The organism is Corynebacterium lemuris (assembly GCF_024919295.1).
GTDB lineage: Bacteria > Actinomycetota > Actinomycetes > Mycobacteriales > Mycobacteriaceae > Corynebacterium > Corynebacterium lemuris.
The window spans coordinates 68,511-90,135 of the sequence record NZ_JANWTC010000004.1 but is presented as its reverse complement, the minus strand read 5'-3'; the positions used below and the strand labels follow the sequence as shown (position 1 = coordinate 90,135).

Here is a 21,625-nt window from a genome sequence, read left to right as displayed (position 1 = left end):
AACATGTCCAGATTCATGGGTACCGAAACCGAGTACGGCATCTCCACCCCGGGGCACCCGGAGCTCAGCCCCATCGTCACCTCCACCCACGCGGTGGTTGCCTACGCGGCGATGAACACCGGGGCACGCTCCCGCTGGGACTATGAGGAGGAGTCGCCGCTGAAGGACACCCGCGGTTTCGACCTGCGCCGCTACCACACCGTGCCCGTGGTGGAGCCGGACGCGGTGGGCATCGCCAATGTGGTCACTGCGAACGGGGCACGGTTCTACGTCGACCACGCCCATCCGGAGTACTCCTCCCCGGAGGTCTCCAACGCCTATGACGCGATGGTCTACGACGCCGCAGGGGATCTCATCCTGCTCAAGGCCGCAGCGGATGTCGCCGAGCTCTACGCGGAGGGGGTGTCCATCCTCAAACACCACGAGCCGTGCCCGCCGCTGAAATTCTACAAGAACAACGTCGACGGCAAAGGGGCGTCCTACGGGGCGCACGAGAACTACCAGTACTCGCGCAACACAGATTTTGAGCAACTGACCCAGGCGATCATCCCCTTCTTCGTCACCCGCAACATCATCATCGGTGCGGGCCGCATCGGCATCGGTGAGGCGGGGGAGCGCGATGGTTTCCAGATCTCCCAGCGGGCGGACTACTTCCACCAGGAGATCTCCCTGGAGACCACCCTCAACCGCGGCATCGTCAACACCCGGGATGAGCCGCACGCCAACGCCGTGCACTTCCGTCGCCTGCACACCATCGTCGGTGACGCGAACATGTCGCAGACCTCGACCTTCCTCAAACTCGGCATGACCAAGCTGGTCATCGACGCCATCGAGGACGGGGTGGACTTCTCCGATCTGCGCCTGGTGGACCCGGTCGCCGAGATCAAGAACGTCTCCCACGACCTGAGCCTGCGCCACCGCCTCAAGCTTGTCGACGGCCGCGAGCTCACAGCCCTGGAGATCCTGCGGAGCTACCACTCCCGGGTGCGCCCGGTCGACGAGGTCGACGAGCGGGTCATCGCCCTGTGGGAGGAGGTCATGGACCTGCTGGCCGAGGACCCGATGAAAACCTCCCACCTGCTGGACTGGACTGCCAAGGCCGCCCTGATCAAGGCCTACGTCGACCGCGGGGTGGACATCGCGGATCCCAAGCTCAAGCTCATCGACCTGCAGTACTCCGACATCGACCCCGCAAAATCGCTGTACCACGCGCTGGTGCGCAAGGGCCGGATGGTCACCCTGGCCAGCCCGGAAGAGATCGAACAGGCGGCGACCACCCCGCCGGCGGATTCCCGCGCCTGGTTCCGCGGTGCGGTCTCCGCCCGCTTCGGCGAGGACGTCATCGCGGCCAGCTGGCAGACGATGATCCTCAAGTACAGCGAGGGCACCGCCCGCCTGCAGACCGGTGAGGTGGACAAACTCACCCGGGAGCACGTCGGCGAGATCATCAACTCAGCCGACAACACCGATGAGCTGCTCGCCGGGTTGACTGCGATCGGCTACGAGCCCGACCACTACATCACCCACCACAACAAGTCCCACATCAATAAACCCCACGAACACTAAGAAGGAGACCATCATGACCGGACCCCAGACCCAGGTGAGCTCAGGCGGCGACAAGGACGGCGCAGGCGATGACGCCTTCACCGCCGGCCAGGCCCAGCTCAACACCACCGGCACCGACGACCTGCTCGATGAGATCGACGGTCTGCTCGAGACCAACGCCGAGGAGTTCGTCCGTTCCTATGTTCAGAAGGGCGGTCAGTAGGCCCCCATGACCACCCCCACTGAGTCACCCGTGTTCGCCCGCCGCATCGTCGGCGTGGAGACCGAGTACGGCATCACCGCGGTCACCGGCGACGGCGGCCGCACCCTGAGCCCCGATGAGATCGCCCGCTACCTGTTCCGGCCGATCATCTCCCGGCACGCCAGCTCGAACATCTTCACCCCCAACGGCTCCCGCCTCTACCTGGATGTCGGCTCCCACCCGGAGATCGCCACCGCCGAGTGCGACAGCCTCACCCAGCTGCTCAACCACGAGCAGGCCGGGGACCGGGTGGTCAATGACCTGGCGGTGCAGGCGGAGGCCGCACTGGCCGCGGACGGGATCGACGGGCGGGTCTACCTGTTCAAGAACAACGTCGACTCGGTGGGCAACTCCTACGGCTGCCACGAGAACTACCTCGTCGGCCGCCGCCTGCCGCTGCGCAGCCTGGGCAAGCAGCTCCTGCCCTTCATGATCACCCGCCAGCTCATCTGCGGGGCGGGCATGGTGGGCCGTGCCGGCGGCGGTTTCCCGGCCGGTTTTCTCCTCTCCCAGCGCGCCGACCAGGTCTGGGAGGGCATCTCCTCGGCCACCACCCGGGCCCGGCCCATCATCAACACCCGCGATGAACCCCACGGCGACGCCGAACGTTTCCGCCGCATGCACGTCATCGTCGGCGACTCCAACATGTCCGAGACGACCTTCGCCCTGAAGATCGGCTCCACCCTGCTGGTGCTCGAGATGATCGAGGCCGGCGTGGGGTTGCCGGACTTCGAGATGGACAACCCCATCGGGCACATCCGCGACATCGCCCGCGACCTGACCGGCGCCACGCAGCTGGGACTCAAGGCCGGAGGCACCGTCACCGCGCTCGAGGTCCAGGAGGCCACCCTGGCCGCCGCCACCGCCTGGCTGGACAATCGCCCCGACGAGGGCACCCCCACCGCGGAACTGCGGCAGGTGGTGGACCTGTGGACCCGCCAGCTCGAGGCGATCCGCACCCAGGACTTCTCACACGTCGACCGCGAGATCGACTGGGTGATCAAACTCAACCTGCTCAACCGCTACCGGGAACGCCTCGGCGAGGACTGGACGCATCCCAAGCTCGCCCAGGTCGACCTCGCCTACCACGACATCCGCCCCGGTCGTGGCCTGTTCCCCATGCTGGAGGGCAGGGGACTGGTGCAGCGGTGGACCGATGACGCGGCGATTGACGCGGCCGTGCACACGCCCCCGCAGACCACCCGTGCCCGCCTGCGCGGCCAGTTCATCACCCGCGCCGAAGACCTCGGCGCCCCGGTGACCGTCGACTGGGTCAACCTGAAGGTCAACGAGCCGGAACCGCGTGTGGTGGAACTGGCCGACCCCTTCGCGGCGGTTGACGAGCGCATCGACGACCTCCTGGCCTATCTTGAGGACAACGCAGGTGTCTACGGGAGGGTCTAGATGGTCAAACAGACGGAGGCGGTCACGCGGCTGACCAACCTGGCCTTCGCGCTTCTCGACGCCGACCGCAACGGCGGCCGCATGCTCACCCCGGCCTGGATCCGCGACCACGTCGACGGCTACCAGGACCTGGGCCGGGAGGCCTTCCTCACCAAGCTGCGCCGCGACATCGACACCCTGGCCCGCGCCGGAGTGCCGCTGGAATCGGCCATCGGTACGGACGGGGTGACCACCTACCGCCTGCTCTCTGACCAGTACAACCTCCCCGAGGTGAACTTCACCGCCGCGGAGGCAGCCGTGCTCGGCCTGGCCGGCGAGATGGGGCGCAGCAGCGAACTCGGCGCCTTCGCCCGCTCGGGCTGGACCAAACTCGCCGCCGCAGGGGTACGCCGGGACCTCTCCCAGGCACCGGTGTTCACCACCGTCAGCGACCTGCACCGCCTGCCCCCGGCACTGCTCAAGGACCTGCTCACCATCATCCGCCAGGGACTGCGCATGTCGTTTGACTACGTGGCCACCCCCACCGCCGCGCCGGTGCGCCGGGTCATGGACCCGTGGGGCCTGGTGACACTGCATGACAGGCTCTACCTCGTCGGCCACGACATCGACCGCGACCAGCCACGCGTCTTCCGCCTCCGCCGCATCCGCGGGGTGAAGGCCTCACGCACCCCGGCCACCCACACCGAACCGCCAGGGGACCTGCAGACACTCGTCGAGGACTCCCTGCGCGCCGGGCGCGTGCGTGTCGACGCCGTCCTCACCATCCCCGAGAACACCGCGCTCGAACTCGCCGCGGCGGGCACCCGCCGGGACGACGGCCGCGTCGAGCTCATCGACGTCGACCGCGACTGGCTGGCGCGCACCGCGGCCGGTTTCGCCCCAGGCGTCATCGTGCACGAACCCGCGGATGTGCGCGCCGAGATCATCACCCTGCTTGAGGAGGTGACCCGCTGAGATGTCCCGACCCGTGGATTCCCCCGCGAAACTGGACACCCTGGTCCGCGCGCTGAACCTCATCCCGTATTTCCAGGCCCACCCGGGGCGCACCGTGCTGGAGGCAGCCCGGGACCTCGGTCGGGACCCTGCCCGGCTCATCGAGGAGCTGACCCGGTTGGCGTGCTGCGGGGTGGGCATGTGGCCGGAGGAGTTGGTGGACCTGACCGCCTCCTACAAACAGGTGCAGATCACCAACTCCCAGGGCATGGACCGCCCCCTGCGACTGACGCCGACGGAGGCCGGTGTGCTGCTGCTGACGCTGGAGTCGCTGGAGGCGATGCCGGGGCTCACCGACCGGGAGGCTGTGATCTCGGCCGCCGCGAAACTGCGCGGGATCCTGGGGGAGGAGACCGTGGCCATCTACGACTCCTTCGCCGCCGATGACCCGGCCGAGCACACTGCCCAGGAGATCCTCCGGGAGGCGATGGAGGCTGGTCGGAAAGTGAGCTTCACCTACCGCTCACGCTCCTCGGACCGCACCAGTATCCGGGTGGTCGACCCGGCGCGGATCTTCGTCACCGGCGGGGAAACCTATCTCACCGCCTGGGAGGAGGCCTCGGGCCGGCACAAGAACTTCCGGGCCGACCGGATGAATCAGGTGCACATCCTTGACGAGGACTCTGCGCCCCACCTGGACTCCCTGCCCTTCGACAGCGACGACCCTTTCGGCTACCGGCTGATCACCGAGCAGGCCGAGCTGCTCATCCACCCCGAGCACACCTGGCTGGCCGATTATTTCCCGGTCACCCTCGGGGAAGTGGCCGAGGACGGCTGGGTGAGCGCACGGATGCCGGTCGGTTCGCAGGAGTGGCTGATCCGTTTCGCCCTCGGCCAGTCCGATCGGCTGAAGGTCACCGGCCCACCGGAGCTGGCGGCTGAGGTACGTGACTACGCGGCATCAGCCCTGGCCGCCTACCATTGATTCCTTGAAGTGCAGGGCAGAAGTGTTAACGTAACCCTGATCCTTCCAGTTCCACCGAAAGGCCCCCATGCCCAACATCGGTCCCACCGAGCTCATCATCATCGTCGTCGTCCTGATCCTGCTGTTCGGCGCGAAGAAGCTCCCGGATGCGGCCCGTTCCCTCGGCCGCTCGATGCGCATCTTCAAGTCCGAGGTCAAGGAGATGAGCAACGACGACCAGCCCCAGGCTGCCCCGCAGCCGGAGCCGGGTCAGATCGCCCCGCCGCAGCAGGGCTACTGGGATCAGCAGCAGAACCCGCCCCAGCAGCAGCCGGGTCCGACCGGTCAGCCTGGTCAGCAGCAGTACCCTAACCAGCCGAACCAGTAGCCGGGGGTCACGTCGACGATGTCCCAGTCCGGTGACGTCACGCAGAAGCGCCCCCGCCTGAGGAGGAGAAAGAAGTCGCTGGCCGGTGAGATGTCACTGGTCGAGCACCTCCAGGAGCTGCGCCGCCGCGTGATCATCTCCCTGCTTGCCCTGCTGACGGGCACAGTGGTCGGTTTCGTGTGGTACCAGTACGCTCCTTTCGGGCTCATGCCCTTGGGCGAGATCCTGCGCGGGCCCTACTGTGCGCTGCCCCCCGAGAGCCGCGCCTCTTTCACCCTGGACGGCGAGTGCCGCCTGCTGGCCACAGCACCGCTGGAAATGTTCATGTTGCGCCTGAAGGTCGGCGCGCTGGCCGGCATGGTGATGGCATCCCCGGTGTGGCTCTACCAGCTCTGGGCCTTCATTGTTCCGGGTCTGCACAAGAAGGAACGCCGCGCGACCTTCACCTTCGTCACCTTGGCGGTGCTGCTGTTCATCGCCGGTGCCGTGCTGGCCTACTTCATCGTCCACTTCGGCCTGGAGTTCCTGCTCACCATGGGTGACCAGACACAGGCAGCGGCGCTGACCGGTGAACGCTACTTTAATTTCCTGTTGGCGTTCCTGTTGATCTTCGGTGTCAGCTTTGAGGTGCCGCTGATCATCGTCATGCTCAACATCATCGGTGTGCTCGAGTATGAGGCGATCAAGGAGAAGCGACGGATGATCATCCTCATCCTGTTCATCTTCGCAGCGTTCATCACCCCGGGCCAGGACCCTTTCTCCATGGTGGTGCTCGCGGTGGCCCTGACCCTGCTGGTGGAGATGGCGCTGCAGTTCGCCCGCTGGAACGACAAGCGCCGCGACCGTCAGCGCCCGGAGTGGATGGACCTGGACGATGAGCATGCCTCGCCGCTGAGCACCGGCCCCGGTGGGGTGGATCCACCGGCCCCGGTCGGCCCGGCGCGTCCGGTGGATGCCGCGCAGCCGGCCGCGGATCGGCGCTTCGATAATTTCGACGACGTGCTCTAGTCCGGCACGTAAGCACTCCTGTGCGCTAGTCTGGCGCCCAGCACCGCACCGTGGTTGCTGGGCGCCTCCGGTCTTTGCGGGGTGTTCCCGATTGAACTGGTGCGGACCGCTACGGCACGGCCCCCTGGGGCCCACAGGGTTCGAGTCCCTGACTCCTTATGAAACGGGTTGCCGCCGTCCGGAACTTCTCCGGTGGTGGCCAGTGGTCCGGCCCGATCCTGTGCGCTTCCGGCACAGGGGACGCCCCGGCGCCCCGTCGCCATCGGCCCCGGCCGGCGGCAACCCCCTTAAACTTCTCCGGGTGATTGCATGGGTCTTTTCCGTTCTCGTTCCCTCGACCGTGGCTGGACCATGTACTCACCGTTGTCGGATGGCCCCGGCTGGCAGTCAGGGTGGCAGTCAGCACCGCTGCGCTCTCCCGTTCCGCGGGCCGGGCACGCGGTGCTGCGCCAGCGCGACGGTGAGACCACCCGCCTGAACACCCGCGAATTTTCCCGGCCGGGCGACCGCTTCCTGCCCGTCGACCTACGCCGGCGTCTGATCCAGGTGCATCCGCAGTCGATCCCCACCGCTGATGCCCTGACCGTGACGATCACACTCGCGCTGTCAGCGCGCACCACCGACCCGGTCGCCTTCATCACCAATTCCCAGGGGCCGGACGAGGAGATCTATCTCGCCGCCCAGATCGCACTGCGTGAACTCGTCGCCGGGCTCCCGCTGGAGGCTTTCGTCGGCACCCGCATCGACCTCACCCCGGTGCTCACAGCCGCGCAGCAGGCTGCTGGGACGGTCGGGGTGGAGGTGACCACGGTCCTGCTCAAAGATGTCAGTCTGCCCAAGGAGTACGCTGCCGCGCTGCAGGAGGCGCTGGTGGCCAAGGTGCAGGCTGAGACTGACCTGGAGCGCGCCCGTACCGAGGTGAAGACAACCCGGGCCCGGTTGGCCAGCGCGAAGGTGCTGGAACAGAACCCCGTGCTGGCGCGGATCCGGATGCTGGAGGCGTTGCCACCGGGATCGACCATCGAGGTCCGCGGTGAGCAGCTCTAGCCCGGCCCAGCCCGACGCGGTGCGCAACATCTGACAGGGGAGCAGGGGAGCGGTGCGCATCGTCCCTGTTCGGGCACTCGGACTTGACGCGTCAAGGTGAGATATTGCGCACCCCGTCATCCCCGCTGGACCCCGGGGACAAACCCCCGGGGCTCTCCCGCTCATGAGCCCTGGTTTTCAGTAACCTGGGAGCCATGAACGCCACTGACAGCCAGGCCAGCCACCTCGCGGAGTTCACCTCCCGCCTGAGCTTCCCGCTGGATGATTTCCAGCTCCGGGGCTGCCAGGCGGTCGAGAAGGGACACGGGGTGCTCGTCTGCGCCCCCACGGGAGCCGGAAAGACCATCGTCGGCGAGTTCGCCGTCTCCCTGGCACTGTCCCAGGGCACGAAGTGCTTCTACACCACGCCGATCAAGGCGCTGAGCAACCAGAAGTACCACGACCTCGTCGAGGTCCACGGGGAGCAGGCAGTGGGCCTGCTCACCGGCGATGTGTCCATCAACGGCAACGCCGAGGTCGTCGTCATGACCACCGAGGTGCTGCGCAACATGATCTACGCCGGCTCCGACACACTCGACCGGCTCAGCCACGTGGTCATGGACGAGATCCACTACCTGGCCGACCGGGATCGCGGCGCGGTGTGGGAGGAGGTCATCCTCAACCTCGACGAGCGGGTCAACATCATCGGCCTGTCGGCCACGGTGTCCAACTCGGAGGAGTTCGGCGACTGGCTGTCCACCGTCCGCGGCGACACGAAGGTCATCGTCACCGACCTGCGTCCGGTCCCGCTGGAGCAGTGGATGATGGTCGGCCGGAAGATCTACCCCCTGTTCGAACCGGACACCGGCGGCCAGGTCAACCGCGAACTGGAACGGCGTATCGAGCGCCTGGAATCCGCCGAGGCGGAGGAGGGGCGTTCCGACTGGGAATCCGGCCGCGGTTTCCGGGCACGCGCCGAGGGCCGGCGCTCCGGGGTCAAACGCCCCGAGGACCGGCAGAAGCCGGTGGGGCGTCCCGATGTCATCCGGGTGCTGCAGGGCATGAAGATGCTGCCCGCGATCACGTTCATCTTCTCGCGGGCCGGCTGCGACGGGGCATTGTTCCAGTGCCTGCGCTCCAACCTCATCCTCACCACCCAGGAGGAGGCCACCCGGATCGAGGAGATCATCGACGCCGGGGTGGAGGGCATCCCCGAGGAGGACCTGGAGATCCTGCAGTTCTCCCAGTGGAAGGCGGCCCTCAAGCGCGGTTTCGCCGCCCACCACGCCGGCATGCTGCCCGCCTTCCGCCACATCGTCGAGGATTTGTTCGTCCAGGGCCTGCTGCGCGCGGTCTTCGCCACGGAGACCCTCGCCCTGGGCATCAACATGCCGGCACGCTCGGTGGTGCTGGAGAAGCTCGTCAAATTCGACGGTGAGGGCCACGTCGACCTCACCCCGGGCCAGTACACCCAGCTGACCGGACGCGCAGGTCGCCGCGGCATCGACGTCATCGGCCATGCGGTGGTGCAGTGGACACCGGCCATGGACCCACGGGCGGTGGCGGGGCTGGCCTCCACACGCACCTACCCGCTGATCTCCACCTTCGCGCCGGGCTACAACATGGCCGTCAACCTGCTGAACATGATCGGCTTTGAACCCTCACTGCGCCTGCTGGAGAAATCCTTCGCCCAGTACCAGGCCGATGAATCCGTCGTCGACGACGTCCGGGAGATCGAACGCGCCGAACACCGCGTCAACGACCTGCGCACCCAGCTCACCGACGCCATCACCACCTTCGCCCCGCCCGCCCGCGACGGCGAGGACCCGGCCGAACTGCTCATGGACTACATGCGCCTGCGCCGGGAGATCACCGACGAGGAGAAGGCCGCGCGCATCTACTCCATGGAGCAACGCCACCAGGAGACCGTCACCCTGCTGGGCAGGATGCAGGTCGGCGATGTCATCGCCATCCCGGGCCGCAAACACCCCGTCCTGGCGGTGGTGGTCACCCCCGCCAACCAGACCGCCGACCCGCGTCCCTGGGTGACCACGGAACAGGGCTGGTCGGGGCGTATCGACGCCGAGTCCTTCGCCAACCCACCCATGACCCTGGGGCACATGCGCCTGCCGCGCAACGTGACCAAGGAACCGCGCCGCAACACCCGGTACGTCACCGAGCAGTTCCGCCGCCACAGCTACGGCCGGCCGAAGAAGATGCGCCAGCACGCCCGGGTACGCGAATCGAAGAAGGTCACCGAACTGCGCGATGCCCTGCGCCGCCACCCGGTGCACCACTGGCCCTCGACCGACCGGGAGCAGCTGGCCCGGGTGGGCGAGAAGCTGGCGCGCCGGGAGCGCGAGCTCGACCGGTTGTCGGCACGCGTGGAAAAAGCCACCGACACCCTCGGCAGGCATTTCGAGCGCATCATCGGGCTGCTCTCGGAGATGAGCTACGTCGCCTTCGAGGGCACCGGCCCGGAGCGCACACCGGTGATCACCCCGGAGGGTGAGCTGCTCTCCCAGATCCACAACGAATCCGATCTGCTGGTGGCCCAGTGCCTGCGCCGTGGGATCTGGAATGAGCTGGACCCGGCGGAGCTGGCCGGGGTGGTCTCGCTGTGCACCTTCGAGAACCGGAAATTCACCGGCGGGGAACCGCAGCCGGCCACCGACCGGATGGGGGAGGCGATGGATGCCACCATGCGGATCTGGTCGGAGCTGGCCGCCGATGAGAAACGCCATCACCTGCCCGTCACCCGGGAACCGGAGGCCGGTTTCGCCCTGGCGATCCACCAGTGGGCCGCCGGTGCCCCGCTGGGTTACTGCCTGGCCGCCGCGGCGGATTCCGGGGCGGAGATGAGCCCGGGTGATTTCGTGCGCTGGTGCCGCCAGGTCATCGACCTGCTCGACCAGGTGGGCAAGACCGCCTACACCGACGATGTGCAGGCCAATGCCCGGCGCGCGATCAATGCGATCCGCCGGGGTGTCGTGGCCATCGGCTCCTAAGGGGTCAGTGGTGGTCACCGACGGCGAGCATGTCAGCGCCGCCCTGCTGCTGGACCCCGAGGCACTCCTGCTGTGTGGCCTCATGTGGGCAGGACAGGGGCACCGGGGCAGTGACCGGGTGTGCGCGGTGCTGGCGGGCGCGGACTTCTATGATCCCCATCATGGCCGGTTGTTCGAGTTGATCGCCAAGCGCCGGGCGGTGGGCCAGTCCACGGATCCGGCGAGCCTGCGCTCGGCACTCGCCGCCCAGGGCAGTGCAGCCGCGTTGCCGCACCGCACGGCGGAGTCCATCCTGCTGGATCTGGCCACACTGGGGGTGCGCGGGGAGCAGGTGCTCAGCTACGCCGACCAGGTCCTCGGCGCCTCCTACCGCCGGCAGTACCAGGCCATGGCGGCCGCGCTGGTGCATGCGGGGGAGACCGCCCCAGAGAACGAGCTGTTCCGGATCATGATCGAGCACGGAAAGGCGCAGCGGGCGGCGTGGAACAGGCGTCAGGCCCTGCGTGAGCCGGCACCGGGGGATCAGTAGGCGCGCTGCAGGGCAGCCACCGCCGCGGCGATCTTCTCCCGGTGGGCGGCGACCTGGGCCACGGTGGCGATACCGAGGTTGTAGCCGAAGGGATCAGAGATCAGCGCCTGGACGGCCACGATCTCCTCGTCCACGATCACCGGCCCGCCGGAATCCCCCTTGATGGCCTTCGACCGGTTGTGCAGAATCGTCGCGGAGGTGACCAGGGTACGCAGGTTGCGCCCCAGCGCGAAAGGCAGATGGGCGATGACCCGGCCGTGGCGCTGCTGCACGCGCCGGGAACCACCGCCGAAGCCCTCGGTGCGGGTGGGGGCGAGCCAGGGAGCACGGGACGTCGATAAACGCAGCAAATCAGCAGGAGGCGCGGGGGTGTCCAGACGCAGCACCGCGAGATCGGTACGCGGGATGCGCACCGCACCGAGCACGTGTGCCCGGCCGACCTTGATCGGTCCGGTGCGACCGCGCAGAAAATGCGCGCAGCTGAGCACGAGATCGGTGCGGGTGGCAGCGGCGGCCTGCAGGTCCGGGCTGATGAGCACCCCGGAGCAGTAGGAACGACCGGCGGACAGGCGGACAGTGATGGCAGAGGACACGCCACCTAAGGGTAGTGGTGCCTACGATGGACGGCATGGCTGAACTCTTCGACACGCATGTCTACGCCCGCCGGCTGAACGAGGCCGCCCGCCTGTGCCGGGTACAGGGGCTGGCGGGGCTGATCATCGGCACGGGCCCGGAGCTGGCCTATCTCACCGGCTCCTGGCTCAGCTCCCACGAACGCCTCACCGCCCTCGTCGTCCCCGCCGAGGGCACACCCGTCCTGCTCGTGCCGGGCACCGATGTCGGCGACATCGCCCACTCAGCGGTGCCCGAACTCGACGTCGAGGTCCGCGGCTGGAACGACGGGCAGGACACCCACGGCATGGCCGTCGGTCTCCTCCCGCCCACCGGGCCGGTAGCCCTCGGCTCTTCGCTCACCACCCTGCATGTCCTCGCGATCCAGCGCCACCTCGACGGGCGTGAGACCGTGGCGGCGGCGACCACGCTCAAAGAACTGTTCATGCGCAAGGATCTCGCCGAGGTCGAAGAACTCCATAAGGCGGCACTGGCCATCGACCGCGTCCATGAGCGCGTACCGAAGCTGCTGCGCGCCGGGCGCACGGAGGCACAGGTGGCTGCCGACCTGCACGCGCTGATCCTCAAGGAACACGACGCGGTCGATTTCGTCATCGTCGGCTCCGGCCCCAACGGCGCCAACCCCCACCACAGCCATTCCGGCCGGGTCCTGGAGACCGGTGACGTTGTCGTCGTCGATGTCGGAGGTACCCGCGGGCCCGGTTACCACTCCGATTCCACCCGCACCTACGTCGTCGGCGGTATCGACCACGCTGATCCGGAGGCCGTCGCCGCCTACGAGGTGCTGGCGCAGGCACACGCCGCGGCAGTCGCACAGGCCCGCCCGGGGGTCACGGCCGCCTCCGTGGACGCCGCCGCCCGGGAGGTGATCACCCGCGCCGGGTACGGGGAGTACTTCATCCACCGCACCGGCCACGGCATCGGCCTGTCCACGCACGAGGAGCCCTACATCATGGCCGGCAACGGTCTCGTGCTGGAGCCGGGGATGTGCTTCTCCATCGAGCCGGGGATCTATCTGCCCGGAAAATGGGGAATGCGGCTGGAGGATATTGCTGTTGTGTCAGATAACGGTATAGAATTACTGACACGTCAACAAAGAGATCTGAGGTAGACACCACCCATGAGCACCACCCGCGCCCTGTTCGTCGGCCACGGCACCCCCATGAACGCCATCGAGGACAACGACTACACCCGCACCTGGACCAGACTGGGCGAACAGCTCACCCAGGAGGCCCCGCGGGCCATCCTCTCGGTCTCCGCCCACTGGTACACCCGCGGCACGGGCGTGACCGCCATGACCAACCCCCGCACCATCCACGACTTCTGGGGCTTCCCCCAGGAACTCTTCGACGTCCAGTACAATGCGCCGGGGGATCCGGAGATCGCCGAACTGGTCCGCGACATCGCCAAGCCCACCCTCGTCCAGAACGACCAGGACTGGGGCCTCGACCACGGCACCTGGTCCGTGCTCAAGCACATGTTCCCCGAGGCCTCCATCCCCGTCGTCCAGCTCTCCCTCGACGCCTCCAAGCCGCTGAGCGAGCATGTCTCCCTGGGCACCCGCCTGGCGAAGCTGGCCACCGACCACAACGTCCTCATCGTCGGTTCCGGCAACGTCGTCCACAACCTCTCCATGGTCCAGTGGCACGCCGGCGACACCGGCTTCGACTGGGCCGACTCCTTCGATGAGGCCGCCCGCGACCTCATGCTCACCGACCCCGACCGTCTCGAGGCCCTGCGCGACCACGCCGGCTACACCCGCTCCGTGCCCACCCCGGACCACTTCCTGCCCCTGGCCTACATCGCCGGTGTCTCCGCAGCCATCGGCGACGGCGAGGTCGACGTCTTCAACGAGCAGCGCACCATGGGCTCACTGTCCATGACCGGATACCGCGTGGCATCCTAGGGGCCATGAACGGCATCCTCCTGCTCGGCGCCACCTCCGACATCGGCGGCGAACTCACCCGACGCCTCTGCCCGGGGCGCCCGGTCGTGCTCGCCGCCCGCAGACCCGACTCGCTTGCCGACGTCGCCGCCCAGCTGCGCAGTGCCGGTGCCACCGAAGTGCACACCCTCGACTTCGAGGCCACCGACCTGGCGGCCCACCGCAAGCTCGTCACCCGGGCACAGGAACTCACCGGGGGAGTGACCACCGCCATCCTCGCCTACGGCATCCTCGGCGAGCAACACCGCGCCGAAACCGACGAAGCCCACGCCGCAGAGATCGCCACCATCGACTACACCGCCCAGGTCAGCATGCTCACCGTCCTGGCCGACCGCATGAACCACGGTGAGATCATCGCCTTCTCCTCCATCGCCGGCTGGCGGGCACGCCGCGCCAACTACGTCTACGGCTCCACCAAAGCCGGCCTCGACGCCTTCTGCCAGGGACTCGCCGACCGACTCCACGGCACACCCCTGCGCCTGATCACCGCCCGCCCCGGCTTCGTCATCGGCGCCATGACCCAAGGCATGACACCCGCCCCCATGTCCGTCACCCCCGACGAGGTCGCCGACGCCGTGGCCAAGGAGATCCATACAGGCAAGGGCAGCACCACCCTCTGGATCCCCCGACGCCTCCAGCTGCTCGCCTGGGTGATGAAACTCGTCCCCCGACCCATCTGGCGCCACATGCCCCGCTAGCAGACTCTGCGGAGAGCTTGTGTCAGACACAGTGCCTGGTTATGTGGACTTCTGGGCTTCTTCCGCAGTGAGTGTAGTGTTCCAGCCTCTTTGCGTAAGTACCCGGTAAACGGTCGTTTCCAGCCACATCCGGTGGGGTGTCATCAACCGCCGCGGGCACGGTCAAGGAAGTCCTCCAGCCCGGGAGCCTCCCACCCGACGGGCACGGACCACATCTGCACGAACTCGGGACTGATCTTGCTGCGCTCGTCCTCGAGGACCAGGCAGGCCATCTCCTTATCGAGGGTGGCGAGGATAAGATCCTGACCGGGGGAGACAAATGAGATGGGCCCGGGATCGGGGAGCGCGCTATGGAGGACAAGGTGCACCAGGGTGCCCTCGGCGGCATCTTCCAGACCGGGTTCTTTACTTCTGATCTCTTCCCACTCCAGGTAATGGTGTTCGAGCTTGCCGGGTGGTTTCAAGAGTTTCTTGATCCGCGAGGTGCCTCTGAGCAGGCCGACACAGCATTCTCTCCCGGTCTCCTTCTCGGAGACAAACAGTAGGGTGAGACGAGGTGGATCCACGAAAACGAACATCTGCCTGTCCTCTCCTTTTCCCGGGGATCTGACCGCTACACGCAGTGTCGACTTAAGACCGTGGCGGTGCGACTAGGAAGCTCCTCACACCCGCCCCATTGTGGCCTCACCGACAGTAGGGGCATGGTTGCGTCCGTGAGCGGGGAAAGCCCGGACCACACGGAGCTGGTGTCGTTTATGGCTCAAGTGTCAGTGGCCAGGCAACCTCCTCACCCGAGTGCCGGATGTTGCGCGCCCCGGGAGACCCACTTGCTGACCTTGCCGAACACAATCGCAGCCTGGCGGGCACCCTCGAGCTGGACGGGACACCACGAGACCTCTCCTGCGGCATCCACGCTAACTACGCGCTCACCATCACTGTCAGCACCTTCCTGTCCGGGGACACCTTCCCGCAGGTAGCGTGGAAGATAAGGAGGCTCAAGATGGCTGAGCATCACGAGGATCGTGATCCCATGGTGGGACAGACATTTACGGGGATCAGTGGCAACCCCATAGCCGGGATGCCTGAGCCACCCCCGGTTCCGGGAGAGGCAGGCAAGCGAGGTCAAGGGATCGGTCCAGTAATTTTCCTCGCGGTCCTTCTTTTACTCCTGGTCATGATCATCTTTTTCTAGCATGGGTGAGCTCACCTGGCATTTGTGCCGACGCCTTCTGGCTCTGACAGCCAACAACACGGCTGGTGACGGGACCATGACGCCTGACCCTGATCGCAGGGCCTCAGGCAGCAGACCTACCCGGACACCTCGTACTCGCCATCCCCGGTCGCCAGATACTCCGTATGCGGGCGCGCCGGGGCACCACACCGGTGCCCACAGCCGACGAAGTGAGTGTGGTCGGCAGTCAGGGCACCGGAGGCCGCCGCCTGTAGGGCATCCCCGCGCACATTCGACAACGACAGCCGGCACTGGGTGGCACCGACGCAGGCAGAAACCGCCAACAGCGGGGAATTGACATCGAAGATCAACCCCTGCGGCGCCAGCACACGCACCACCTGCTCAGCAATCGACTCACTCAACCCCTCGATCCGCAGCACCCGCCCCCGGCACAACACCACCGGCGCCTCAATCACATCAAGCATCCGCGCCATCTGCGTACCCATCGTCCCCAACGGCAACCCCGCACCCAGGTGCACCAACCCGTCCTCCTGCGCCAGCCACCCGATCTCCCCCTCCCCGGCGGACGACCCCGCTTCAGCAGGGGAGTAGCCGGCGTCAGCGAGGGCGTCGACAAGCACGTCCTCGGAGCCGGAGCCATACAGACGCAGCAGACCCTCCTCCGTCACATGCAGCAACGAATCCCCATGGGCATCCGCCAGCGCAGCCAACGGCTCCCAACCCCCAGGCGCAATGATCCCGTCAGGAATGTCGATGTCGATGAATACAGGCCCGCGATCAGTCACGCCAGCAGTCTAACGACAGCGGGTGGTTCAACCCCCAACTACGCAGGTAGAGTGACAGATGTGCCGTTGATCCTCACAGTTTTCCCCGTACTCCTCATCGAGGCCCTCACCTTCTGGGCAACCGCCTCCTGGCTCGGCCTCGGCTGGGCCCTGTTCGCTGTCTTCGCCCTCATGGGCCTCGGAATGGTCAGCACAGGCGTAGAGATGCAACGCGTCAGCCGCCTCGCCGCCGCCAAACGCATCAGCCCCGGCCGCCTCGCCGGCGACTACGGCCTGCTCACCGCAGGCGCCATCCTCGCCGCCACCCCCGGAATCGCCTCCTCCATCATCGGCCTCCTCCTCATCTTCCCACCCACCCGCGCCCTGGCGCGCCGGGTGCTCGCCGCCAGGCTGGTCAAATCCATCGAGAACCTCGGCGTGCGCAGCTTCGAGGCCACCAACGCCAACCGTGCGGCCACCAGCTACGGCAGCTTCTTCAACCCGCAGGGCCCGCAGTCCGGTGCGCAGGCGGACCAGCCCACCGGTGAGGTCATCGACGAATCAGAGATCGTCGAGTGGACCCGCAACATCCGCCCCGAGGACTTCACCGGACCTGAGAACCCGGAGAATCCGGACAAGCCAGGGGAGAAGGGGTGAGCGTCAGCACGCGTACCCGCCCGCAGACCCGCCGGAAACCCCCGCAGCCGCAGGAGACCGGCAGGCCACGGGTGATCCTGCTGCTGCGGTTTGTGCTTGCCGCGGCCTCCGGATTCCTCGCCTTCACCTCCAACGAGCCGCTGGGCTGGTGGATCGCCGGTGTCCTCGGCATAGCGGGTCTCTACGCCGCGCTGATGCCGTGGCGGGGGCGGCCGGGGCCGTCCTCACGCACCGGAGCGCTGCTCGGTCTGGTCCATGCCCTGGTGCTCTACCTGCTCATGCTGCCCTGGGTCGGCGAGTTCGTCGGCTCCCTGCCCTATGTCGCACTCGCTGTCGTCTGCGCGCTCAGCGCGCTGCTCACCGGCCTGGTCGGGGTGGCCGTCGCCCGTTGGCGTTACGGCTTCCTCGCCTTCCCCTTCGTCTACGTGCTGGTGGAATGGGCCCGCAGTTCCTTCCCCTTCGGCGGTTTCTCCTGGGTGCGGCTGGCCTGGGGCCAGATCAACGGCCCCCTGGCCAACCTCGCCGTGTGGGGCGGCCCGGCCCTGGTCAGCCTCGCTGCCGTCATGGTGGGTGCCGGCCTGGTGGGACTGTTCACCCGTGACCGCCGCATCCGGCTGACCGCCCTGGCCGCCGTGGTGCTGCCGCTGCTGGCCGGGCTGCTCACCGGGGCCACCGTGGTCAACCGGGACTCCGCCACCACCGGTGAGGCCACCGTCGCCGCGGTACAGGGCAATGTGCCGCGCATGGGCCTGGACTTCAACGCCCAACGCCGGGCCGTGCTGGCCAACCACGTGCGCGTCACGGAGGAGCTGGCCGCACATGTGGGGGAGACCGGGCAGGAACTCGACCTGGTCATCTGGCCGGAGAACTCCTCCGACGTCAATCCCTTCGCCGACGTCCAGGCGGGCCAGATGGTCGCGCAGGCCGTTGCGGCCGTCAATACGCCCGTGCTCGTGGGCACCATCACCCGCGACGAGGTAGGCGACCGCAACACCATGGTGGTCATGGACCCGCAGGACGGTGCCGGTGACCACCACCACAAGCACTTCCTCCAGCCCTTCGGCGAGTACATGCCGATGCGGGATTTCTTCCGTCTGTTCTCCCCGTACGTCGACCAGGCGGGCGATTTCAAGCCCGGCCCAGCAGATTTCACCGTCCGCATGGGGGACGTCATCCTGGGCGTGGCCACCTGCTACGAGGTGGCCTTCGACCCCGCCTACCGGCAGGCCGTCCTCGACGGTGCCCAGCTTTTGACTACCCCGACCAACAACGCCACCTTCGGATTCACCGACATGACCTACCAGCAGCTGGCCATGAGCCGCCTGCGCGCCATCGAGGTCGACCGGGCCCTGGTGGTGGCCGCGACCTCCGGGGTGTCTGCCATCGTCCACCCCGACGGCACCGTCAGCCAGAACACCGGGATCTTCCACCCCGGTCACCTCGTGGAGACGCTGCCACTGCGCGATTCGATCACGTTCGCAGCCCGGTACGGCCAGGCCGTTGAGCTGGGACTTATAATCCTGGGAGGCATTCTCTCGGCCGCCGCCCTGGTGCTCATCCACCGGCAGCAGTCGACAACAACCAGAAGGAGACCTTCGTGACCAATCCCAGTGACGCGACCCTGGTGATCATCCCCACCTACAACGAGCTGGAGAACCTTCCCCTGATCGTCGGACGGGTCCGCGCGGCCACCCCGGAGGTCGACATCCTCATCGTCGACGACAACAGCCCCGACGGGACGGGGAGGAAGGCCGACGAGCTCGCCGCGGAGGACAACCACATCAGCGTGCTGCACCGGGAGGGCAAGGGCGGCCTGTGCGGTGCCTACGTCGCGGGCTTCAGGTGGGGCCTGGAGGCCGGCTACACCGTGCTGTGCGAGATGGACGCCGACGGCTCCCACGCCCCCGAGCAGCTGCACCTGCTGCTCGCCGAGGTCGATGACGGAGCGGACCTGGTCATCGGTTCCCGTTATGTCCCCGGCGGCAGGGTGGTCAACTGGCCCAAGAACCGCCTGGTCCTGTCGAAGGGCGGCAACGCCTACATCTCGCTGATGCTCGGCGGGGGACTGTCCGACATGACCGCCGGTTACCGTGCCTACCGCCGGGAGGTGCTCGAGACGATGGATCTGGAGGAACTCTCGGACGCCGGCTACATCTTCCAGGTGGACCTGGCGTGGCGGGCGGTCCAGGCCGGTTTCGACGTCCGCGAGGTGCCCATCACCTTCACCGAGCGTGAGATCGGCGAATCCAAGCTCGACGGCAGCTTCGTCAAGGACTCCCTCTTCGAGGTCACCCGCTGGGGGCTCAGCCACCGCGCGGGACAGCTCACGGAGTTCGCCAAGGTGGCCAAGGGCATGATCGGCTATGAGTACAACCGCTGGCAGCGCATGCGTCACCGCTAGGCAGCCCAGGACGGGGGACTGGGGCCCGGGGAGGGGAACGGCATGAAAAATCCCCTCCCGGGTGGGGGAGGGGATCATCATCTGAGGTGGGTGGACCCTACAGGGGGTTACTTGCCTTCCTGTGCCTGCTGCTCCTTGAGCAGACGGGCGGCGGAGCGGCGGCGCTTGCGCAGGAGCTCGATGCGTTCCTCCAGGAGCACATCCAGCTCCTCGATGCTGCGACGTTCAAGCAGCATGTCCCAGTGGGTACGCGGGGGCTTGACCGGCTTGGACTCGACACCCTCGCCCTCGACGAGTGTGCCCAGCTGACCGTTCTTGCACATCCACTCCTCGGGGATCTCCGCATCCTCGGCGAACGGGACCTCATAGATCTCACCGTTCTCCGTGCGGTACTTCACCATCTGGCGCGGGGCAAGGTCGTGGTCGCGGTCAGTTTCGTAGCTGACAGCACCCATGCGGCTGCCGCGGAGTACGCGATCTGCCATTGCGGCATCATCCTTTTCATTGCATTCCCGGGGAACCGGGGGAGGAGAACTCCCCATGGTTCACTTATAGACCTACCAGTATAACGGACCAGGCCACCGGTTTGTTCCCTGCGGATCGCATGAGATCAGTTATGGTGGGTCACGTGACGATATCCTCGACCAATCTCGTGACTTCCTGTACGTGGTGCGGCAAGGAGCTGGTCAGCACCGGCCGTGGCCGACCACGCAAATACTGCAGCAGATCGTGCAAACAGCGGGCTTATGAGCAGCGCCATAACGTCGCGGGTACCAGTATCCCCGCGGAAGCAGTTATCATTCATCCGGACCGCGTTGCAGCACTACGGGACTCTCTCTTCGAGTTGCGGTGCGCGGCCGAGGACGTTGCCACCGCATCCGCGGAGGGCGCCGACCCGGAGGAAATGCGCGTCCTGTGCACCGAACTGGTTGCGCTCGCACGGACAATTGAGAAGTTGAGGTAACTACGGGATGGCCCAGCAGAAATCCGCCAACAAGATCATCGTCGCGATCTTCGTCGTACTGATTGTGGCACTTGCCCTGGTGGCGGTTGTTCCCATGCTGTACAACATCATCATGGGGCCGGGGGTGCGTACGGAGGGGCTCTCCGCGCAGAGCGCACAGCCCGCCACGACCGAGGTTGACGGGGAGTGGCAGGTCACCCACGGCACCGGTGCGAACTCCACCTCCGTGGGTTTCACCTTCTTCGAGATCCTGCCCTCCGATCGCCGCCAGACCTCCGGTTCGACGCAGGCCGTCGAGGGTTACGCCACCATCGAGGCGGGCACCCTGCAGGCCGGTGAGATCATCGTCGACATGACCCAGGTGAGCACGGACAACGAGCGGCGTGACATCAACGTCCGCAACAAGATCCTCCACACCAACCAGTTCCCGACGGCGACCTTCCGCATCACGGAACCTGCCGACGTCTCCCAGCTGCCGGGCAACGGCACCCCGGGCAGGGTGACGCTGAGCGGCGAGATGGAGATCAGGGGAGAGGTGCGCCCGCTCAGCCATGAATTCGACGTGCTTCGCGACGCCGACCGCCTCATCGTCTCCGGTGACGTCCTCATCGACCGCAACGAGTACGGCGTCGAGTCGCCGGACTTCGTCGCCGCGAAGATCGACGACACCGGCGAGCTGAACATCCGCGTCTCTCTGGAGAAGAACTGATGTCACCGTCCCAGATGATCCCGATGATCTGGCTGCGCCTGATCGTCATCCTGGCCTTCGGTATTTTTGTCATGGTCCAGGGTCACTGGCTCGTCGGAATTATCGCCGGGGTGATTGTCCTGGTTTCAGCCGGACAGCTCTGGTACGCGTACCGGCAGCGTGGCAACGAGTAGACAGAATGGGCCCCATTAACGTCACAGTTACGTAATTGGGACGGCCGGGAGGCCGCAGGGAAGAAGCGGCCTCCGGGCCTTTTTCATGCTTATCGACGCCCGCGGATCCATGGCGAGGGCCTGAGCGCAGCGTCCCAGGTACGGGACGCTGGATCGGGACCCATCATGGCTGGGCGGAGCCTGGGTGCCCGGACGCTGCGGCGACACAAAGCGTCGGCCGACAGTCAGCGGCGCGTGGCGACACGTTCGCGTGCCGGCGAGAGTGCCGGGCGTCAGGGATGCACGGGACGTCGGCAAGCGGGCGGACGCATGGGACGGAGTGCGCCGTGAGGCACGGGCAGGTGGCGGAGACCCGCTCAGGCCCATATCGGCAATTGTCCGATAATGTACATTATGTCATTTTATCTGGATGGGCCGCTCCC

Annotated in this window: 23 protein-coding genes; 19 read left to right on the top strand and 4 right to left on the bottom strand. The window is 66.8% G+C overall.

Going from position 1 to position 21,625, the window contains the following annotated elements; all coding sequences use genetic code 11:
- Window positions 1–3: 3 nt before the first annotated feature.
- From dop to NYP18_RS07360, 10 genes are all read left to right on the top strand, one after another.
- Entirely contained in the window at window positions 4–1,566 is a 1,563-nt protein-coding gene (gene dop, locus NYP18_RS07405) for a depupylase/deamidase Dop (RefSeq protein WP_259427535.1), read from the top strand.
- A 13-nt stretch (window positions 1,567–1,579) separates the two neighbouring features.
- Window positions 1,580–1,768 carry a ubiquitin-like protein Pup gene (locus NYP18_RS07400; RefSeq protein WP_259427534.1) on the top strand — a complete coding sequence of 63 codons (189 nt, stop codon included), beginning with the start codon at window positions 1,580–1,582 and terminating at the stop codon, window positions 1,766–1,768.
- 6 nt (window positions 1,769–1,774) lie between these two features.
- Complete coding sequence (gene pafA, locus NYP18_RS07395) at window positions 1,775–3,211, top strand: Pup--protein ligase (RefSeq protein ID WP_259427533.1); 1,437 nt, start codon at window positions 1,775–1,777, stop codon at window positions 3,209–3,211.
- Window positions 3,212–4,165 carry a helix-turn-helix transcriptional regulator gene (locus NYP18_RS07390; protein ID WP_259427532.1) on the top strand — a complete coding sequence of 318 codons (954 nt, stop codon included), beginning with the start codon at window positions 3,212–3,214 and terminating at the stop codon, window positions 4,163–4,165.
- A gap of 1 nt (window position 4,166) precedes the next feature.
- Window positions 4,167–5,129, top strand: coding sequence for a helix-turn-helix transcriptional regulator (locus NYP18_RS07385; RefSeq protein ID WP_259427531.1), 963 nt, complete (start codon window positions 4,167–4,169; stop codon window positions 5,127–5,129).
- Between the two features lie 67 nt (window positions 5,130–5,196).
- A complete protein-coding gene (gene tatA / locus NYP18_RS07380; protein WP_259427530.1) occupies window positions 5,197–5,496 on the top strand; it encodes a Sec-independent protein translocase subunit TatA in 300 nt (99 codons plus the stop codon).
- Between the two features lie 18 nt (window positions 5,497–5,514).
- Complete coding sequence (tatC, locus tag NYP18_RS07375; RefSeq protein WP_439648066.1) at window positions 5,515–6,504, top strand: twin-arginine translocase subunit TatC; 990 nt, start codon at window positions 5,515–5,517, stop codon at window positions 6,502–6,504.
- Between the two features lie 309 nt (window positions 6,505–6,813).
- The gene (locus NYP18_RS07370) at window positions 6,814–7,551 is read left to right on the top strand and encodes a slipin family protein (protein WP_259427529.1); all 738 of its coding nucleotides are present in this window, start codon (window positions 6,814–6,816) and stop codon (window positions 7,549–7,551) included.
- Window positions 7,552–7,745: 194 nt separating this feature from the next.
- Window positions 7,746–10,538: a DEAD/DEAH box helicase gene (locus tag NYP18_RS07365; protein WP_259427528.1), complete on the top strand. Its 2,793-nt coding sequence runs from the start codon at window positions 7,746–7,748 to the stop codon at window positions 10,536–10,538.
- A 10-nt stretch (window positions 10,539–10,548) separates the two neighbouring features.
- Window positions 10,549–11,067 (top strand): DnaB-like helicase N-terminal domain-containing protein, encoded by a 519-nt coding sequence (locus NYP18_RS07360; RefSeq protein WP_259427527.1) that lies wholly within the window; start codon window positions 10,549–10,551, stop codon window positions 11,065–11,067.
- Here NYP18_RS07360 and NYP18_RS07355 read toward each other — a convergent pair.
- Window positions 11,061–11,660, bottom strand: a complete 600-nt coding sequence (locus NYP18_RS07355; protein WP_259427526.1) for a S1 family peptidase — start codon at window positions 11,658–11,660, stop codon at window positions 11,061–11,063. The genes NYP18_RS07360 and NYP18_RS07355 overlap by 7 nt on opposite strands.
- A 35-nt stretch (window positions 11,661–11,695) precedes the next feature.
- Here NYP18_RS07355 and NYP18_RS07350 point away from each other — a divergent pair, with 35 nt between their 5' ends.
- Genes NYP18_RS07350 through NYP18_RS07340 form a run of 3 tightly spaced genes read left to right on the top strand, consistent with a single transcriptional unit; the run spans window position 11,696 to window position 14,343 of the window.
- On the top strand, window positions 11,696–12,811 hold the full coding sequence (locus NYP18_RS07350; RefSeq protein ID WP_259427525.1) for a M24 family metallopeptidase: 1,116 nt from the start codon (window positions 11,696–11,698) through the stop codon (window positions 12,809–12,811).
- 9 nt (window positions 12,812–12,820) lie between these two features.
- Window positions 12,821–13,606, top strand: a complete 786-nt coding sequence (gene ygiD / locus NYP18_RS07345; protein ID WP_259427524.1) for a 4,5-DOPA-extradiol-dioxygenase — start codon at window positions 12,821–12,823, stop codon at window positions 13,604–13,606.
- A 5-nt stretch (window positions 13,607–13,611) separates the two neighbouring features.
- Complete coding sequence (locus tag NYP18_RS07340; RefSeq protein ID WP_259427523.1) at window positions 13,612–14,343, top strand: SDR family oxidoreductase; 732 nt, start codon at window positions 13,612–13,614, stop codon at window positions 14,341–14,343.
- Window positions 14,344–14,486: 143 nt separating this feature from the next.
- On the opposite strand, the gene NYP18_RS07335 is transcribed toward NYP18_RS07340, so the two are convergent.
- Together NYP18_RS07335 and NYP18_RS07330 are read right to left on the bottom strand one after the other, a co-directional pair.
- Window positions 14,487–14,921 (bottom strand): hypothetical protein, encoded by a 435-nt coding sequence (locus NYP18_RS07335; protein WP_259427522.1) that lies wholly within the window; start codon window positions 14,919–14,921, stop codon window positions 14,487–14,489.
- 730 nt (window positions 14,922–15,651) lie between these two features.
- Window positions 15,652–16,320 carry a hypothetical protein gene (locus tag NYP18_RS07330; protein ID WP_259427521.1) on the bottom strand — a complete coding sequence of 223 codons (669 nt, stop codon included), beginning with the start codon at window positions 16,318–16,320 and terminating at the stop codon, window positions 15,652–15,654.
- Window positions 16,321–16,380: 60 nt separating this feature from the next.
- Here NYP18_RS07330 and NYP18_RS07325 point away from each other — a divergent pair, with 60 nt between their 5' ends.
- The 3 genes from NYP18_RS07325 to NYP18_RS07315 all read left to right on the top strand — a co-directional run bounded on the left by NYP18_RS07325 (window position 16,381) and on the right by NYP18_RS07315 (window position 19,357).
- Entirely contained in the window at window positions 16,381–16,956 is a 576-nt protein-coding gene (locus NYP18_RS07325; protein WP_259427520.1) for an FxsA family protein, read from the top strand.
- Window positions 16,957–17,027: 71 nt separating this feature from the next.
- Window positions 17,028–18,557: an apolipoprotein N-acyltransferase gene (gene lnt, locus NYP18_RS07320; RefSeq protein WP_259427654.1), complete on the top strand. Its 1,530-nt coding sequence runs from the start codon at window positions 17,028–17,030 to the stop codon at window positions 18,555–18,557.
- The gene (locus NYP18_RS07315) at window positions 18,554–19,357 is read left to right on the top strand and encodes a polyprenol monophosphomannose synthase (protein ID WP_259427519.1); all 804 of its coding nucleotides are present in this window, start codon (window positions 18,554–18,556) and stop codon (window positions 19,355–19,357) included. Before lnt ends, NYP18_RS07315 begins: the two co-directional genes overlap by 4 nt.
- 107 nt (window positions 19,358–19,464) lie before the next feature.
- Here NYP18_RS07315 and NYP18_RS07310 read toward each other — a convergent pair whose 3' ends face one another.
- A complete protein-coding gene (locus tag NYP18_RS07310; protein WP_126120659.1) occupies window positions 19,465–19,842 on the bottom strand; it encodes an RNA polymerase-binding protein RbpA in 378 nt (125 codons plus the stop codon).
- Between the two features lie 131 nt (window positions 19,843–19,973).
- Between NYP18_RS07310 and NYP18_RS07305 the strand changes: the two genes are divergently transcribed.
- Genes NYP18_RS07305 through NYP18_RS07295 form a run of 3 tightly spaced genes read left to right on the top strand, consistent with a single transcriptional unit; the run spans window position 19,974 to window position 21,203 of the window.
- Entirely contained in the window at window positions 19,974–20,321 is a 348-nt protein-coding gene (locus NYP18_RS07305; protein WP_259427518.1) for a hypothetical protein, read from the top strand.
- Between the two features lie 7 nt (window positions 20,322–20,328).
- Complete coding sequence (locus NYP18_RS07300; protein ID WP_259427517.1) at window positions 20,329–21,030, top strand: YceI family protein; 702 nt, start codon at window positions 20,329–20,331, stop codon at window positions 21,028–21,030.
- Window positions 21,030–21,203 (top strand): hypothetical protein, encoded by a 174-nt coding sequence (locus tag NYP18_RS07295; protein ID WP_259427516.1) that lies wholly within the window; start codon window positions 21,030–21,032, stop codon window positions 21,201–21,203. The genes NYP18_RS07300 and NYP18_RS07295 overlap by 1 nt, the downstream gene beginning before the upstream one ends.
- Window positions 21,204–21,625: the final 422 nt, after the last annotated feature.

What these genes read in the sequence shown, in the direction of transcription:
- dop (WP_259427535.1), top strand. Translation starts at nt 4, where the DNA reads ATGTCCAGATTCATGGGTACCGAAACCGAGTACGGCATCTCCACCCCG.
- NYP18_RS07400 (WP_259427534.1), top strand. Translation starts at nt 1,580, where the DNA reads ATGACCGGACCCCAGACCCAGGTGAGCTCAGGCGGCGACAAGGACGGC.
- pafA (WP_259427533.1), top strand. Translation starts at nt 1,775, where the DNA reads ATGACCACCCCCACTGAGTCACCCGTGTTCGCCCGCCGCATCGTCGGC.
- NYP18_RS07390 (WP_259427532.1), top strand. Translation starts at nt 3,212, where the DNA reads ATGGTCAAACAGACGGAGGCGGTCACGCGGCTGACCAACCTGGCCTTC.
- NYP18_RS07385 (WP_259427531.1), top strand. Translation starts at nt 4,167, where the DNA reads ATGTCCCGACCCGTGGATTCCCCCGCGAAACTGGACACCCTGGTCCGC.
- tatA (WP_259427530.1), top strand. Translation starts at nt 5,197, where the DNA reads ATGCCCAACATCGGTCCCACCGAGCTCATCATCATCGTCGTCGTCCTG.
- tatC (WP_439648066.1), top strand. Translation starts at nt 5,515, where the DNA reads ATGTCCCAGTCCGGTGACGTCACGCAGAAGCGCCCCCGCCTGAGGAGG.
- NYP18_RS07370 (WP_259427529.1), top strand. Translation starts at nt 6,814, where the DNA reads ATGGGTCTTTTCCGTTCTCGTTCCCTCGACCGTGGCTGGACCATGTAC.
- NYP18_RS07365 (WP_259427528.1), top strand. Translation starts at nt 7,746, where the DNA reads ATGAACGCCACTGACAGCCAGGCCAGCCACCTCGCGGAGTTCACCTCC.
- NYP18_RS07350 (WP_259427525.1), top strand. Translation starts at nt 11,696, where the DNA reads ATGGCTGAACTCTTCGACACGCATGTCTACGCCCGCCGGCTGAACGAG.
- ygiD (WP_259427524.1), top strand. Translation starts at nt 12,821, where the DNA reads ATGAGCACCACCCGCGCCCTGTTCGTCGGCCACGGCACCCCCATGAAC.
- NYP18_RS07340 (WP_259427523.1), top strand. Translation starts at nt 13,612, where the DNA reads ATGAACGGCATCCTCCTGCTCGGCGCCACCTCCGACATCGGCGGCGAA.
- NYP18_RS07335 (WP_259427522.1), bottom strand. Translation starts at nt 14,921, where the DNA reads ATGTTCGTTTTCGTGGATCCACCTCGTCTCACCCTACTGTTTGTCTCC.
- NYP18_RS07310 (WP_126120659.1), bottom strand. Translation starts at nt 19,842, where the DNA reads ATGGCAGATCGCGTACTCCGCGGCAGCCGCATGGGTGCTGTCAGCTAC.
- NYP18_RS07305 (WP_259427518.1), top strand. Translation starts at nt 19,974, where the DNA reads ATGGTGGGTCACGTGACGATATCCTCGACCAATCTCGTGACTTCCTGT.
- NYP18_RS07300 (WP_259427517.1), top strand. Translation starts at nt 20,329, where the DNA reads ATGGCCCAGCAGAAATCCGCCAACAAGATCATCGTCGCGATCTTCGTC.
- NYP18_RS07295 (WP_259427516.1), top strand. Translation starts at nt 21,030, where the DNA reads ATGTCACCGTCCCAGATGATCCCGATGATCTGGCTGCGCCTGATCGTC.